Source organism: Mucilaginibacter sp. 5C4 (assembly GCF_034345625.1).
Lineage (GTDB): Bacteria > Bacteroidota > Bacteroidia > Sphingobacteriales > Sphingobacteriaceae > Mucilaginibacter > Mucilaginibacter aurantiaciroseus.
Genome location: NZ_CP133775.1, coordinates 130,585 through 146,984 on the forward strand (window position 1 = coordinate 130,585; position 16,400 = coordinate 146,984).

General features: G+C 44.0%; 14 protein-coding genes. 6 read left to right on the forward strand and 8 right to left on the reverse strand.

The features are described 5' to 3' along the window. Window position 1: 1 nt before the first annotated feature. Window positions 2–1,024, forward strand: coding sequence for a ferredoxin--NADP reductase (locus RHM67_RS00590; RefSeq protein ID WP_322229569.1), 1,023 nt, complete (start codon window positions 2–4; stop codon window positions 1,022–1,024). A gap of 244 nt (window positions 1,025–1,268) precedes the next feature. Here RHM67_RS00590 and RHM67_RS00595 read toward each other — a convergent pair whose 3' ends face one another. Both RHM67_RS00595 and RHM67_RS00600 read right to left on the reverse strand, forming a co-directional pair. Then, window positions 1,269–2,447 carry a PepSY-associated TM helix domain-containing protein gene (locus tag RHM67_RS00595; protein WP_322229571.1) on the reverse strand — a complete coding sequence of 393 codons (1,179 nt, stop codon included), beginning with the start codon at window positions 2,445–2,447 and terminating at the stop codon, window positions 1,269–1,271. A 2-nt stretch (window positions 2,448–2,449) separates the two neighbouring features. After that, entirely contained in the window at window positions 2,450–4,921 is a 2,472-nt protein-coding gene (locus tag RHM67_RS00600) for a TonB-dependent receptor (RefSeq protein ID WP_322229572.1), read from the reverse strand. Between the two features lie 129 nt (window positions 4,922–5,050). Between RHM67_RS00600 and RHM67_RS00605 the strand changes: the two genes are divergently transcribed. Together RHM67_RS00605 and RHM67_RS00610 are read left to right on the forward strand one after the other, a co-directional pair. Then, a complete protein-coding gene (locus RHM67_RS00605; RefSeq protein WP_322229574.1) occupies window positions 5,051–5,575 on the forward strand; it encodes a 5' nucleotidase, NT5C type in 525 nt (174 codons plus the stop codon). A 61-nt stretch (window positions 5,576–5,636) separates the two neighbouring features. Next, window positions 5,637–5,981 carry a hypothetical protein gene (locus RHM67_RS00610; protein WP_322229575.1) on the forward strand — a complete coding sequence of 115 codons (345 nt, stop codon included), beginning with the start codon at window positions 5,637–5,639 and terminating at the stop codon, window positions 5,979–5,981. An 11-nt stretch (window positions 5,982–5,992) separates the two neighbouring features. Here RHM67_RS00610 and ruvC read toward each other — a convergent pair whose 3' ends face one another. Both ruvC and aat read right to left on the reverse strand, forming a co-directional pair. Next, on the reverse strand, window positions 5,993–6,592 hold the full coding sequence (gene ruvC, locus RHM67_RS00615) for a crossover junction endodeoxyribonuclease RuvC (RefSeq protein WP_322229577.1): 600 nt from the start codon (window positions 6,590–6,592) through the stop codon (window positions 5,993–5,995). A 21-nt stretch (window positions 6,593–6,613) separates the two neighbouring features. Then, window positions 6,614–7,252, reverse strand: coding sequence for a leucyl/phenylalanyl-tRNA--protein transferase (gene aat, locus RHM67_RS00620; protein WP_322229578.1), 639 nt, complete (start codon window positions 7,250–7,252; stop codon window positions 6,614–6,616). Between the two features lie 81 nt (window positions 7,253–7,333). Here aat and RHM67_RS00625 point away from each other — a divergent pair, with 81 nt between their 5' ends. From RHM67_RS00625 to RHM67_RS00635, 3 genes are all read left to right on the forward strand, one after another. Continuing rightward, window positions 7,334–8,713, forward strand: a complete 1,380-nt coding sequence (locus tag RHM67_RS00625) for a DUF1800 domain-containing protein (protein ID WP_322229580.1) — start codon at window positions 7,334–7,336, stop codon at window positions 8,711–8,713. A 15-nt stretch (window positions 8,714–8,728) separates the two neighbouring features. Next, window positions 8,729–9,928: a DUF1501 domain-containing protein gene (locus RHM67_RS00630; protein WP_322229581.1), complete on the forward strand. Its 1,200-nt coding sequence runs from the start codon at window positions 8,729–8,731 to the stop codon at window positions 9,926–9,928. A gap of 83 nt (window positions 9,929–10,011) precedes the next feature. After that, window positions 10,012–11,862: a PAS domain S-box protein gene (locus RHM67_RS00635; protein WP_322229582.1), complete on the forward strand. Its 1,851-nt coding sequence runs from the start codon at window positions 10,012–10,014 to the stop codon at window positions 11,860–11,862. Window positions 11,863–11,866: 4 nt separating this feature from the next. Here the strand turns inward: RHM67_RS00635 and hisS are convergent, their stop codons facing one another. From hisS to RHM67_RS00655, 4 genes are all read right to left on the reverse strand, one after another. Then, window positions 11,867–13,360 (reverse strand): histidine--tRNA ligase, encoded by a 1,494-nt coding sequence (hisS, locus tag RHM67_RS00640; protein WP_322229585.1) that lies wholly within the window; start codon window positions 13,358–13,360, stop codon window positions 11,867–11,869. Window positions 13,361–13,486: 126 nt separating this feature from the next. After that, complete coding sequence (locus RHM67_RS00645) at window positions 13,487–14,167, reverse strand: OmpA family protein (RefSeq protein WP_322229587.1); 681 nt, start codon at window positions 14,165–14,167, stop codon at window positions 13,487–13,489. Window positions 14,168–14,371: 204 nt separating this feature from the next. After that, complete coding sequence (locus RHM67_RS00650; protein ID WP_322229589.1) at window positions 14,372–15,712, reverse strand: HAMP domain-containing sensor histidine kinase; 1,341 nt, start codon at window positions 15,710–15,712, stop codon at window positions 14,372–14,374. A gap of 4 nt (window positions 15,713–15,716) precedes the next feature. After that, window positions 15,717–16,400, reverse strand: coding sequence for a response regulator transcription factor (locus RHM67_RS00655; RefSeq protein WP_252758609.1), 684 nt, complete (start codon window positions 16,398–16,400; stop codon window positions 15,717–15,719).

A 16,400-nucleotide genomic window follows, 5' to 3' on the forward strand; every position in this document is an offset into this window, starting at 1 on the left:
AATGGCAGACTTACTGCAATTACGTGTTGATGAAATAAAATGGGAACTGCCCGACACGGCCACTTTTTATTTAGTGAGAGCCGTCGGCTACAAGCCGGTTTATAAAGCCGGGCAATTTATTACGCTGGTATTTGATCACCATAGCCAAGAAGTGAGGCGCTCTTACTCACTAAGCTCTTCGCCGGATGATGAGCGGCTTACCATTACCGTAAAACGCATCAGCAACGGTGAGATATCGCGCTTCCTGCTCACCAAAGTTAACGTAGGCGATATCCTGAATGTAGTAGAACCTGCCGGAGTTTTCACCGTTAAAGAGTACGAGGCCGAGAAAGACCTAATATTTTTTGCGGCAGGTAGTGGCATTACCCCGATATTTTCGCAGATAAAATATGTGCTTAACCGACCGGGCAAAAGCAAGCTTCACTTGATCTATAGCAGCCAGAACAAGCAAACCATTTTGTTTAATAATGAGCTGAACGAGTTGCTATCAAGCTATCCCGATAGGTTTGCGGTTACCCATTTACTAAGCAGCGAAGCCAACCGCCTCACCAATATCCGGGTAGAGCAGTTGGTAAATGAGCAATTAAACTTCGATAAAAGCGAAGCCGACCTTTATCTGTGCGGGCCATTCGTGTACATGCGCATGATCCGGCTTACGCTGATGTATATGGGGATCCACTCACAACAGATTCACAAAGAAAACTTTGTGTTGGAAACGGTACCCGTTACCGGTAGCCAAACCAATTATCCGCCCAAAAACATCCGCATCAATTTTGAGGGAGCGGTACATAATATTGTTGCAGGAGAAAATCAGTCTATCCTGCAAGCGGCCTTACAAAACAAGATTAAGCTGCCCTACAGCTGCCGAAGCGGCATCTGCTCGGCATGCGTGGCTTTCTGTAAAACCGGCAAAGTAGAAATGGCGAAGAACGAGGTGCTTACAGATGAAGATATCGCCAAAGGCTGGATATTGACCTGCACCGGGCACGCGTTGACAGATGATGTGGATGTGCAATACTTGTAGAGACGCAATACCTTGCGTTTCACGCTTGTATAAAGGAGCCCTTGCGCTTTTACCTGCCTAAGGGAAACGCGAAGTATCGCGTCTCTACGGTTGGCGGATGTTGTGTGGGCGTTAACACAACGGCCAAAAAAGAAATGTCATTTCAAACGATCGATAGCGAGGAGAAATCCTGTTGTTAAATGCATGTTGCCGACTTTGTTTATCTAACAAGATTTCTCCTCGTACCTTGTTCGAAATGCTTATACTAAGCACCCTGTACCGCACGCCTGTGCGTTTTATGATGAACGGCGCCGCGTACTTTGGTAGTTTTTGATTTGTTCTTTTTGCGTTTGCCCAACCAGATAATAAAGCCGGTGACAGGTAAACTGGCGCAGATCAAACTTACCAGAAACGCGATGATCTTGGTGGCGAGTCCGAAGATCTGCCCTACGTGGATATCGTAATTCATCTCGTTCAGCTTTAGGCCCGGGCTTTTCTTATCGTAAGCATAGGTTTTTAGTAGTTTGCCATTGTACTTGTCAAACTCGTAACCACTTGCACTGGCATAATGCATCGACTCAGGATACGCACCCACACCTATTGCACCCGAAACAGCCGGATCGTTATGGATCAAAAACATTTCGGCCTTTGGCGATTGCTGCCTGGCATGCGCGAATGCGATATCGATAACAGGCTGTTTGGCAAGTCCGGCTTTCTTAAGCGAATCCGACTTGGGTTCGCTTACTTCATCTTTGTATTTAATATTAGTGCCAACGTTTGCGGTGGCGTAAATGGCTTTACTTACCGGTTCAAATGCTATGGCAAGCCCGCTTATGGCTAATATCATCGCGATAGCGGTAGCATAAAAGCCCAGTACATTATGCAGATCGTAATTAACCCTCCGCCATCGGCCACCCCATTTAATGGTAAAGCTGCGCTTGCGGTCGGTTTTACGTTTGGGCCACCAAAGGATAAGCCCCGTAACCATAATCACCATAAAAATAATAACCGATACGCCTACTATCCACTTACCAATGGCCGGCGGCAGCAGCAGGTAAAGGTGAATGTATTCTACAATGATAAAAAAGTTGGTCTGTGGTTTTTCGTGGTAAGTGATCTTGCCAGTGTATGGGTCTAAAAAAACGTATTCATAACCTTCTTTACCCAAGTTAGCCAAAACACCGGCCGGGCGCCCGGCACCGTAATAATAAATAAAATCGGGGCTTGCCTTGGGGTAGGCCTTTTTAACCTCGTTTATCAGTTGCGATGGCTGTACGTATGGCTTGCCTGTATTTTGTACGGTACGGTAATCGTAAATGGCATCCTGGATCTCGTCCTGGAAACAGAAGATACAACCCGTTATGCTTACAATAAACACCACAAGCCCGGAAATTAACCCGAGCCAGCGATGGCAAAAAAGTAATGCTTTTTTAAATGGCGCCATGCTTATAACTTATACGATGCACTTAACACAAACTGGCGTAACCTTTGCGGATTAATGGTTGTGAAACCTGTGTAGTAATGTTTATCAGTAAGGTTATTGCCGCTTAAACCAAAGCGGTATTTAGGCCTATCCAAATATACCGATGCATTAAGCAATGTATATGAGGGCAATTCAAAACTACCCTGGCTAACGCTGTTGATCACTTTGTTAGCGCTTGCGTAGTTACCACCAAAGCCAACACCTAAACCTTTAACCAAGGTTTGTGGTAAACGGTAGCTTACATAAAGGTTAGCTAAGTATGGCGAACCTGCGGTGTTTGGGCGCAAGCCTAAAACGTCAGGGTCGCCGGCGGTGAATTTAGAATCGTTATATGAGAAACCGGCTACTATGTTAATAGCTGATACCGGGTTTGCAACAAACTCCGCCTCGAAACCTTTACTGGTTTGTGTACCATCCTGTATCGAACCAAATACCGGCGAGTTAGGAATAGAACGGATAGTGTTGATTACCTTAATGCGGTAAACACTTAAGGTACCGTTTAACTTACCATTAAACAGTGCCATTTTTACGCCACCTTCGGCCTGGTTTGCATTTTGTATCTTTGGTATAACAGCGGTACCGTTACCATCGGTAAATACATCAGGGTTTTTAAAGCCATTTTGGTAGTTAGCAAAAATAGAAAGGACTTCTTTTATTGGCTGATAGATCAACCCTAATTTTGGTGAAAAGCCTGTTTGGGCAAATGGTTTCACCGTTTGTAAACCATCAAGGTTGTATGTTCCTTTATTCTCAAAACGGTCTGCACGTGCACCAATAGAAGCAATTAACCTATCGGTGATGTTTATTACATCAGCCAGGTAAACACCGTAAGTATTTTTTTTGTAGATGTATGGGTAAGTGTTGGCAGATGTAAGCGGGTTAGCTGCGTTTGTTTGGTCTACCAACAATTTGTTAAATACGCTGTAATCATAACCGGGTTGGTTAATTGGCGCTATGCCGTAAGCATTACCGAAGAAGATCTGGTTTGAGTTTTGGCGTTGAAAATCTAAACCAAACACAAAGCGGTGGCGGATAGACCCTGTTTTGAAATCACCATTGATGTTTTCCTGGATCTCTGTAGCGCCAAATTTACTGTTAGAGGTCGATTGGTCGTTACGGAAGATGTAGTTGTTGTTGCCCGGAGGATCTTGTATGCCCGGTGCAATTGCCTGCGCGGTAGCATCGGTAATTAAGTAATAGTAAGGGCTTGGGCCGTTAGAGAAACTGTTTGAGTTAGAGAAGATTGTTTGTGAAGTAAACCTATCTGATATTTTGTACTTAGCCTCGGCAAAGTAGTTGATACTGCGTGAGTATGAAGTAATGTCGCCGGCTGAATATGCGTTCATGTAATCGATATTCAGATCGCTAACCTTGCTTACGCCCATAGTTTTTGGCGAATCGTAGAAGAAGAAAAATGGCTTAGCCGAGTTGCGGCCGTAAAACATTTCAGCCTCTACTAAGAACGACAATTTGTCGTTTGCTTTTATAGATAAACTTGGTGCGGCAGCAAACGTGCGGCTTTTACCATAGTTTTGGAAGCTGCCTTCGTAGTTGTAAGCCGTGTTTAAACGGAACGCCACCTTTGAACCAAGCGGGGTGTTCAGGTCAAGCGTGGTGCGGTTTAAATCATAGCTGCCTACTGTGTGGCCAATTTCGGCACCAAAGGTTTCGTAAGGTTTTTTGGTTACCCTGTTTATCAAGCCCCCAAATGAAGTTACCGCACCACCAAATAAGGTAGATGACGGGCCTTTTATTACTTCAACTTTATCAACGTTAACGGCATCGATACCGCTGGTAACAATACCGGCTACACCGTTACGTACACTTATTTGGGTTACAAAACCACGTTGGGTAAAGTAACCGCCACCATCGCCTGCGCGGCTGGTAGCATCCCACATTTTCTGGATGCCGGGGGCATTCCTTAATGCCTCGTCTACACTAAAGATCTGTTGTTCTTTAATAAGTTCGCTGCTTATGGTGGTATAGCTTTGCGCGTTTTCCAGGTTATCCAACGGGATCCTGCCAACGTCGGTACTAACCTTGCGGGCAAAACGGTTAGATCTGTTCGCGATAACGTTAACCTCATTTAATTGCGAAAGATTTGCGTTAATGATGATAGCAGGCACTGTAGTTACCTGGTTGGATACAACAGTTACAGGCACTTCAACACTTTGTACACCTACGTATGATATTACAATGGTGTAAGAACCTGCTGGTGCTTTAAAAGAGAAATCGCCGTTATCTAAAGTGCTGGTACCTATCCTGGTGCCGCTAAGCCCTATTGACACGTTGCCGGCGGCCTCGCCTTTATTGGTTGTAACTTTGCCTTGTATAGTTCCCCTGTTTTGCGCAAACAGGCTGGCGGGGTTTATCAGGGTGAGCAGCACGATGCCCGCTAAAAATATTTTAAATAGATTAGGTTGTGATTTCTTCATTCTTATTAAGACTAATTATAAATAATGGCGCAAATGTATAAGATAACATCATGCTACACAAGTTATTTAGAATAATTATAAACAACTTGCTGGTTTAAAGGGGCTATATTTGTGTATAATAGACACAATATGAAAAGAATAGCTATTGACATGGATGAGGTTGTTGCCGATGCCCACGCACGTTTTGCTGAATGGTACACACGTGATTATGGCATCCAATTTACGCCAGAACAACTTCACACCCACACCTTTGAAGGCCTGATAGACCCTATCCATCGCGGTATTTCCAAGAAATATGTTTTCCATGACGATTTTTTTAAAGACCTGGCTGTCATCCCCGGCTGTAAGGAAGTAATTAAAGACCTGCACGAGCAATACGAAATATTTTTCACCACAGCCGCTATGGAATTCCCCAACTCGCTGTTACCAAAACTGGCCTGGCTTGGCGAACATTTCCCTTATATCTCCTGGACCAATATTGTTTTTTGTGGCGATAAAAGCATCATAAATGCCGATTACCTGATAGATGATAACGTTAAGCATTTTAAACGTTTTATAGGGCAGGGCATTTTGTTTACAGCAGCGCATAACCACCATGTGGAGTGGGATGTACGGGTAAACAACTGGGATGAAATACGTAAGATGTTGCTGTAAATGATTTACAGATACGCGGATATTTATAAGCTATCTTAGGCCTAAACCACAATTAATAAATATGAAATATAAGCGATTAAAAGGTAACGAAATCGAAGGACATTTAGATATATGTATTAGCCATCAGGAAGACGAGTTCGAAGGAGAAATAGAAAAGTGGGACGAAGTATTGATCCATGGAAATCCGGAAGGATTAAGATCTTTTGCTAAATTATTAATCGAAATTGCAGACCTAAATCAGGAAAAAGTAAACGATAAATATTTACCAGTTGGAGCACGAGAACATTACCATTTAAGACGTGATATTGAGTTGTCAAATAGTTCTGTTTCGCAAGTAATTGTAGGAAGACTTGATGCAAAAGGTACAGGCGAATTTTATAAAGGGTGGATTCCAAAAGCTAAATAAAGCTCAAAATATTATTTACCCGCCCCTTTAACCACCCTGGTGCTGTTATCTTTCACAAAAGCTTCCCAGCCCGAGTGGCTTTTTTTGCTGGTTACTTTGCCACCACGTGCAACCTTTATCTTTTGGAATGAATGGCAAACGGCAACAGCCAAACCATCGGTAGCATCCAAAAATTCGGGCGTTTCGTTAAACCTCAGTATGGTTTGCAGCATGGCAGATACCTGCTCCTTAGTAGCGCTGCCATTCCCGGTGATGGATTGTTTTATCTTGCGGGGGGCATATTCGGTTATGATGATGTTTCGGGATAGTGCTGCGGCCATACACACCCCTTGTGCACGGCCAAGTTTGAGCATTACTTGTATGTTTTTACCGTAGAATGGTGCTTCAATAGCCAGGCAATCGGGTTTGTAATTATCTATTAGGGCAACGGTTTTCTCGAAAATACGCTGCAGTTTAAGCATGTGGTCGTCAATCTTGTCCATCTTCACTACACCCAGGCTTATCAGTTCAATCTTTGGGCCTTTCTCCAGCACCAGGCCGTAACCCATTACAGAAGTGCCGGGGTCGATACCTAATATGATCCGCTCTTTGTGGTTTGCCTGCTCTATCATCTCTATTTACAAAACTAATGTTTAGGCAATGGTTTTTTGCAGTATGGCAATATATTCTTCGCGGGGTATCATCCGGGCGCCCAAACTCTCCAAATGTTCGGTGTAAACCTGGCAATCTATCAGCAGGTGTTTTTTGGCGTTACAAAGGTGAATTAAAGCCGTTTTTGAGGCGTTGCTTGCCGTGCTAAACATGCTTTCGCCACAGAAAACTTCACCCACTTCCACACCGTATAATCCCCCCACCAATTTATCATTTTGCCAAACCTCTACTGAATGCGCATGACCTTCGTGGTGTAGTTTTGAGTAAGCGGCTTTCATATCATCGGTGATCCAGGTGCCATCCTGGCCTTCTCGCTTAACGGCAGAACAGGCTGCAACCACCTCGTCGAAGCAGGTATCGGTAGTAATCGTAAATATATCCGAACGCAAAACCTTAGCCATTGATTTAGAAACTCTTAACTCCTCAGGGTCCAACACAAAGCGCTCATGCGGCGAATACCACAGGATCGGTTCATCCTCGCTGTACCAGGGAAAAATACCGTTTTGGTAGGCCAATAACAATCGTTCGGTTGATAGGTCGCCGCCCATGGCTAATAACCCATCTTCCTCCGCAAGGGCGGGGTTAGGGAATAGCAAACGATCATCAAGCCTAAATATCATCGGGGGCAAAATTAAGGTTAAGCAGGCTTTGTTTCAGAAAAATATTAAACCATAGCTAAAAACACTTGTCATACTTAGGCTATGGATAACACAAACAGGATTAAGCATTTATATGCAAGGGCTGGTTTTGGCCTTCGCGTAGCAGATCTGCAGCAGGTGAAAGCCCTCACGGTTAAACACTCGGTGGAAGATGTTTTTAAGGCATCGGCCGAAATAAAGCCGCTTACCGTGGTTGCCACCAACGAAAATTATAAAGATGCGGCAAAGGCAGATTCGCTTACCAAAAAGATGTTTATGCAGCAGCAGCGTCAGTTTGAAAAAGACCTGAACATTAGCTGGATAACCCAGATGAGTACCGCTGACATGCAACTGCGCGAAAAGATGACCCTATTTTGGCATAACCACTTTGCGTGCCGTACGCAAAACGCCTTTTATGCCCAGCAGCTCAATAATATACAGCGTACAAACGCCCTAGGTAATTTTAAAACGTTGTTATTGGAAGTTTCTAAATCTCCGGCCATGCTGCAATTTTTAAATAACCAGCAGAACAAAAAGGGCCATCCTAACGAAAACTTTGCGCGCGAACTGATGGAGCTTTTTACCATTGGCCGCGGCAACTATACCGAGCAGGACGTAAAGGAATCGGCACGGGCGTTTACCGGCTGGGGTTTTAATAACGATGGCGTGTTTGTAGAACGCAAGGTTTTACATGACGAAGGGCAAAAGGCCTTCCTGGGTAAAACCGGGGCGTTTACCGGCGAGGGAATTATTGATATATTGTTAGATAAAAAAGAAACCGCCCAGTTTATTTGCACCAAGCTTTACAAGTACTTGGTGAACGAAACGCCGGATGCGGTAAACGTAAATACCATGGCCAATGTATTTTATAACAGCGGGTACGATATTAGTAAGCTTTTAAAATTTGTTTTTACTGCCGATTGGTTTTATGCCGATAAAAATATAGGCAACCTTATTAAATCGCCCGTTGATTTTATTGTGGGGCTTAACCGCCAGTTTTACATCGACTATAAAAACCCCGATGTAATAATGCAGTTTGAGCGCGCTCTTGGGCAGGTGCTGTTTTATCCCCCAAATGTTGCCGGCTGGCCCGGTGGCAAAAGCTGGATAGACAGTTCATCGCTGATGTTCCGCTTAAAAATCCCATCTACCGTTTTAAATGATGGCGTAATAGATTTTAAAGGCAAGGCCGACCCGGAAGATGAGGCCTTTTTGGCCATGAACATTAACAAACGCAAAGCTGTAAATACGCAAGTGCAATCGCAACCCAACTGGGATAAGTTTTTAAGCGGTATCCCGGCACATACATCCAAAGCAAGCATAGCAGGTGCAATATTGGCGCCCGCGCTAAATAGCAATATAATGGCCATAGTAAACCGCTCTACAGATATAAGATCGATGGTGATAGAGCTGGTTTCTACACCCGAATATCAATTATGCTAAATCAATAATTGACTTATGAAAAGAAGAGATTTTTTAAAAAGCACCACACTGGCATCAGGTGCGTTCCTGATCCCATCGTTTCTGAAACCGCTTGAAGCCATGGCCTCGGGGCAGTTAACAGGCTATAAAAATTTGGTGATCATCCAGTTATCCGGCGGTAACGATGGGTTAAACACTATTGTGCCTTACGGTAACGACATATATTACCAAAAACGGAATACCATCGCCATAAAACAGCCCGACATAATCAAACTGAACGACATGCAGGGGCTAAACCCCAATTTGTCATCGCTTAAAGAGATCTACGACCAGGGGTGGATGAGTGTGATCAATTCGGTGGGTTACCCCAACCCGGACAGGTCGCATTTCCGTTCGATGGATATCTGGCAAACCGGCAGCGAATCTAACCAGTTTTTAACCACGGGCTGGATTGGCCGATACCTGGATGCCAACTGCGCCATTAACAAAGACCCCTACACCGCGGTTGAAGTGGATGATACCCTTTCGCTTGCTATGAAAGGCGCTAAAATGAAAGGCATAGCGGTGCAAAACCCCGCAAAACTCTATCAATCTACCCGCGAGCCTTTCTTTAAAGAGTTAGTTAACGAGCATGATGCAGCACATCTGAGCGAGGACAACCTGGGCTACCTGTACAAAACCATGATCGAGACATCATCGTCTGCAAACTACATCCAGCAAACCAGCAAAACGTACAATACCAACGCGCAATACCCTCAATCAGCCTTTGCAGGGCAGTTAAAAAGTGTGGCTAAGTTTATTAATTCGGGGTTAAAAACAAGGGTTTATTATGTCTCATTAAGTGGCTTTGACACGCATACCCAACAGCAAAACCAACAAGGCCGCCAGCTTAAAATTTATGGCGATGCAGTAGCAGCCTTTGTTAAAGACCTGAAACAAACCGGCAAACTGGATGATACCCTGGTGATGACCTTCTCTGAATTTGGCCGCCGGGTAGAACAAAATGCCAGCAACGGTACCGACCATGGCACCGCTAATAACGTAATGATATTTGGTGGCAAGCTAAATAAGCCGGGCATTTATAACAACGCGCCAAACCTATCTGCCTTAGATAACGGCGACCTTAAGTACGAGGTGGATTTTAGGGATGTGTACGCCACCCTGCTTGATAGATGGCTTAACGTTAACAACAGCCAAATCTTGAATAAGAATTTTGTGGGATTAAACTTTGTATAGCTAACTAGCGTAGCGCTAACAATTATATATTGCCAATTAATTGTATATTGGGTTACCGTTAATAATACGCAATACACTAATTAATGGAGAACATTTATAAGATAATCCTGGAGGAAACCCTTGCCGGTTATTGGGACTGTTATCTGCAGGAAGATAAGGTAATTTTAAGTGCTGCCTTTAAGGCCATGTTTGGCTACCAGGACCACGAACTTGAAAACACCACCGCAACATGGGCCCGGCTTATTGTTCCCGGGGATGTTCCCCGTATGGATGCCTGCCTTAAAGAGCATTACGACAGCCACGGCAAAAAACCTTTTAACATTGATGTAAGGTACACCCACAAAAATGGGTCGATAGTTTGGATAAACACTACAGGCCGGGTTATTGAATGGGAAGGTAACACGCCCATTCGCATGGTGGGTTGCCACATTGATATCACCGAGAAAAAACATACCGAGCAAACGCTCGAAATAAGCGAAGAAACTTTTAGGAATGCTTTTGATTACTCGCCCATTGGTGTGGTGCTGGTATCTACCGGAGGTAAATTCCTGAAGGTGAATAAAAGCATCTGCGAGATGCTGGGTTATTCGGCCAACGAATTAATGGCTAAAACCTTCCAGGAGATAACCCACCCCGATGACCTGGAGGCCGATCTTACCCTGCTGCAGCGTACCCTTGATAAAGAGATAGACTCCTACAAAATGGAGAAGCGTTACATTAAAAAGGATGGGGGCATTATTTGGATCGTACTAAATGTGGCGATTGTACGTGATAAAGCCGAAAAGCCCCTATACTTTGTATCGCAGATAAAAGATATTACCGAACGCAAACATGCCGACGAGCTATTGAGAGAAAGCGAGCGCCGCTGGATCTTCGCGTCCGAAGGATCGGGTGGGGGTATTTGGGACCTCGACCTGGTAAATAACACCATCTTCCACTCCAAACAATGCCTGAGCATCATAGGGCTGGCGGAGCACGCGTTTAGCAACGTACCCGGCCAGTGGACAGCACGTGTACATCCTGAAGACAGGGAGAAATACGTTGCAGATGTTAATGCTTATATTGCGGGGAAAACAGAAATATACTCTAACCAGCATCGTGTACTATGTAAGGATGGTACTTACAAATGGATCCTCGACCGGGGGAAGGTTATTGAGTATGATAAGGATAACGAACCAACCCGCATCATTGGTACCCACACCGATATTACCGACCAGAAACAAAAGGAACAGCACTTGCGCGAAACGCTGGACGTGGTAAGCGGACAAAATAACCGTTTGTTAAACTTCGCCTATATTGTATCGCATAACCTGCGCACGCATGCCAGCAACTTTAAAATGATAATGGATGTACTTGCCGACCCTGCTATCACCGAAGATGAGAAACAGGAACTATCAGGTCTCCTAACAAAGGTATCCTACCAATTGAATGATACCATTACCAACCTGAACGAGGTGGTATCGATACAAAGTAACATAGATATCCAGACATCCGAACTTGACCTGCTTAGCTATTTTAACCGTGCCACCGAATTGCTAAACAACGATATCAGCCTTTGGAAAGTTAACATCGATAATCAGATCCCTAACGATAAAACATTAATTTATAGCCCCGCTTATCTGGAGAGCATAGTGTTTAACCTGATAAGTAATGCTATAAAATACCGCTCGGTAACAGAGCATCCTACAATAACCATAAAGTATTTTGAGGAAAACGGCAGGCAGGGCTTTACAATTGTTGATAACGGCATAGGCATCGACCTGAAAAAACACGGTAGCGACTTATTTGGCATGTACAAAACCTTCAATGGTAACCTTGATGCCAAAGGCATGGGCCTTTTCATCACTAAAAACCAGGTAGAAGCCCTTGGCGGTAAAATTGACGTAGAAAGCAAGCCGGGTAAAGGCACAACGTTTAAGGTGTTCCTTACTTAAGGCTCTATTTCTTAACCCTTTTCAAAATATCATTTACAGATAGCTTTTCCTGCTCGCCGCTTTCCATGTTTTTGAAGGTAAGCAGACCGCTTTCCATTTCGTCGCTGCCTATTAATACGGTATAGGGGATCTGCTTGTTGTTGGCATACTCCATCTGCTTTTTAATTTTAGCACCTGCGGGGTAAAGCTCGGCATTGGTGTTTTGGTTGCGCAGGCTTTGCAACAGTGGCAAGCCGTATTTTTCGCCCTGCTCATCAAAGCAGCAAATAAGCACCTGGGTACTTTGCTCTGCCGATTGCGGGAACAGGTTTAATTCTTCTAAAACGTCGTAAATACGGTCGGCACCAAAGGAGATCCCGGCACCGGTAAGCCCTTTAAGTCCGAACATGCCCGTAAGGTCATCATAACGGCCACCGCCACCAATACTGCCCATGGCAACCTCGTTGGTTTTCACCTCGAAGATGGCGCCTGTATAATAGTTTAACCCGCGTGCAAGGGTAATATCCAATTCCAGTTTTGCTGTTAGCGGTTTGCAGGCGGCAACATAATCAAACACGGTTTGGATCTCATCGCATCCCTTTAGGCCGATCTCGGAATTTTGCAAAGCCGAACGCAGACTAGCCAATTTTTCATCATTGCTGCCTTCTAACAGAATGATGGGTTTTATAGTATCGATATCTACCTGCGTAAAGCCACGCTCAAGCAGTTCCTTTACCACGCCATCAAAACCTATTTTATCAAGTTTATCGATAGCCACGGTCATGTCTATAATGTTGTCGTGCTTATCTATCACCTGGGCAATGCCCGATAGTATCTTGCGGTTATTTATTTTAATGCTGAAATCTTTTAAACCCAAAAGGCTCAAAGCTTCGTCGTAGATCATGATAAACTCCGCCTCGTTCAATAACGATGGTGAGCCAACAACATCTGCATCGCACTGGTAAAACTCGCGGTAGCGGCCTTTCTGTGGCCTGTCTGCCCGCCATACCGGCTGCACCTGGAAACGTTTAAAAGGGAAGGTTATTTCGTTTTGGTGCTGTACAACGTATCGTGCAAAAGGCACGGTAAGATCGTAGCGAAGAGCTTTTTCGGAGATTTGAGGTAATAAATTCTTAGTTGAAAAACGTTGTTTATAGGCTGCAATTAAATCATTTGATGCCTGTGTTGCAATTGCCACTCCTCCAGTCGATACCGACATCATACCTGCAAATTTTAATGGAGATGCAAGGGCGCTTAATGTCCCCTCAAACTCTTGAACACTTTTTGCCTTTTCAATTGCTTCCCCACTATCCAAAATCTTAAATATCAACATATCCCCCTCATCACCATATTTGCCGGTAAGGGTGCTTAGGTTTTCCATCGAAGGGGTTTCTATCTGTTGATAACCGTATTTGCGGAATACACCTTTTATGGTATCGAAAATAAAGTTACGCTTTGCCATTTCGGCGGGAGAGAAATCGCGGGTGCCCTTAGGTACAGATGGTTTGATGGATGCCATGCGGCAAAGGTACAAAAAAGCAGGCCTCACCCAAACCTGCATTAACGGAGACGGCTTAAAAAAGGAAAACGCCCCCCGATGCATCGGGGGGCGTTTTCCTTTTTTAACTATTAAATTATCTTAGTATTAATTAGTGGCACTTTTAGCCTGGTTTTTCATGGCATCGTTTGCTACGATAACAATCTCAACCCTGCGGTTTTGAGAACGACCCTCAACTGTGTTGTTATCACCAATTGGCTCGCTTTTGCCTTTACCACTTGTGCTTAAACGCGAGTTACCTACTTTGTTTGCAGCTATATATCCTTTTACAGATTCGGCACGGCGTACAGATAAATTTTGATTATACGCGTCGGTACCGGTGTTATCTGTGTGGCCCACAACAAGGATGTTGGTTTGCGGGTTGTTTTGTAATGATGTAGCCAGGTTTGCCAGGTTTGTACGTGCAGCCGGTTTTAACTCTGATGAATTGGTATCAAACAGAATACCTGAATCAAATTTCACTAAAATACCTTCGCCTTCGCGGGTTACAGTTGCACCCGGTACAGTATTTTTAATCTCAGCAGCTTGTTTGTCCATATTACGGCCAATAAATGAACCGGCTGTACCACCAACGGCACCACCTATAATTGCACCTAATGCGGTATTACCTGCGGCTTTACCAATAAAAGCACCAATGGTACCACCGGCACCTGCGCCAATTGCGGCACCTTTTTGTGTTTTGGTAAGGGAATCACAGCCCGAGGCTAATATGCCTAACGAAGCTAATGCTATACTGTATGTAGCAATTTTTAATTTTAGTGTTTTCATGTTTAAGTTGTGTGTTTGTTTAATAGAATATTTGCAAAGCGAGTGCCAAAAACTAAAACTGCACATTATTATACCAAAACCGATATTTTGAAAATCAATAAATACTATAACAACATATTTTTAAGATTTGAGAAAATAATCCTCCGTTTAACACAAGCCCTAAAATAGGGCGTTATGCACTGCTGCCTTTTTTTAGTACAGCACTTAGTTAACAGACGAATTGCCGGTAACTTTTACGGGGAAGATTAAGGTAAATGTACTGCCAATCCCTTGCTCGGAATTTACAGTGATCCCTATTCTATGGAAAGACGCGATAGACTTTACAATAGGCAGCCCCAGGCCAAAGCTATCTTGCGAGAGCGACTGCTTCATCTTTTTAAACCTGTTGAATATAAACGGCATTTCCTCATTAGGGATGCCTATGCCGGTATCTGCAATGCTAATGGTGTAGCTATCTTTAACCCATAGCGCGGTAACGGTAATATCACCATCGGGCTTGTTGTATTTAATGGCATTATTGATAAGGTTAAAAAGCAGGTTAAATAGCAGGAACTTGTTTACGCCCGTTAACTCAACATCATCGGTTATTACAATATTAAGGCTGATGTTCCTATCCTGTAAACGAATGGAGATCTCCTCGTTAACGTCTAGTATCAGTTCTTTAACGGTTATCTTATCTTCTTTCAGGAACTGGTCGTTCTCTATCTGCGATATCAGGAGCAGGGTTTTAGTGATGCTTTTTAACCTGTTCAGGATCTTTTGCATCTCCATAAGGCGCAGCTTTAGCTCGTCGGCAATATCATCCTGCTCAAACATGTTCTCTATTTTAGATTGCAGGATAGAGATGGGCGTCATTAATTCGTGCGACGCGTTCGATATAAATTCTCGCTCTTTCTGGAAAGCCGTTTCAATGGTTTCTACCATCCGGTGGATGCTGAGATCGAGTTGTTGAAAATCCAGCGTACTCGTTTTTACCTCCTTATACACCGTAAACTTCGGGAACTTATTCCCTATCAGCTTGGTGCGAATAATGATGCTTAACGGGCGCAGGATATAGGTAGAGAAGAGCTGATCGGCAAGGATGGTCAGCAAGATCATCCCCAGTAAGATCTGAAAGGCGATGTTTTGCAGCGGGCCGGTGGTTTCGCCAATGGTTTCGGTACTCTTGCCAATCTCCAGCAGGTAGTTTTTTTTTCCGGAGTTAAAGGTGTGGCTTAGTATGCGATAACCGATGGTGTCGCGCTCTACCAGGCGCTGCTCGTTCTTAATAGTATCTAAATGGTAGTCGGGCTGGACTTCCTCAAGGCTAATAAATTCCTCTTTTAACGGGAGGTAGCTACCATAGCTTTGGCCATCTTCGATATAGTTTTTTATGCCTTCGTTTCGTACCTGCTGTAAAAATTTATCTTTCTGTTTTATCAGGCGGTTATCTGTATAACTTTTGTTGATGTTTTCGATAATATTGGGCAGGAGCAATATAAACAAGGTTACAATAACCAGTTTCGATATCGCATTAAACAGCGTTAATTTGGTCCTGAGTTTCAAATATCTAAACGGTTGATTTTATCCTGTAGCCAAGCCCGCGTACGGTTTCCAACCAATCGGCAGGGGCAAAAAAACTTAATTTTTTACGGATGTTTTTAATGTGGGCATCAATAAAGTTAGAGTCATAATCATCGTTAATAAGGCTGCCCCAAATATGCTCGCTCAGTTGGGCGCGGGTAAGCGTGCGGTTCTTATGCAACAGCATGTAGGCGATCAGGTCAAACTCTTTTTTGGTAATGGTGTTAACGGGGTTAACATGGTACATAATGGTACGGTCGGTAATGTTCACCAAAAAACCATCCAGGTCAATAATATTTTGCAGCACGCCAAACTTCCTGCGGATGATAGCCTGCATCCGGCTCTGCAGCTCTAACAGCGAGAATGGTTTAGCAAGGTAATCATCGGCACCAAGGTCAAGGCCTTTAACGCGGTCGTTAACCTCCGCACGGGCGGTGAGGATAATGCAGGCAACTTCGGGATTAGCTTTCTTGGCTTCGCGCAACAGATCAAGGCCTTCATAATCGGGCAGGCCAAGGTCAAGCAAAATAAAGTCGTAAAGGTTTACGGCCAATTTCTCTGACGCGGATGCGCCGTTATAACAGATCTCGCAGATGTAGTTATTCTTTACCAGGAAAAGTTCCAGTTCGTGGGCAAGCGCCTTTTCGTCTTCTACGATCAGTATGTTCAT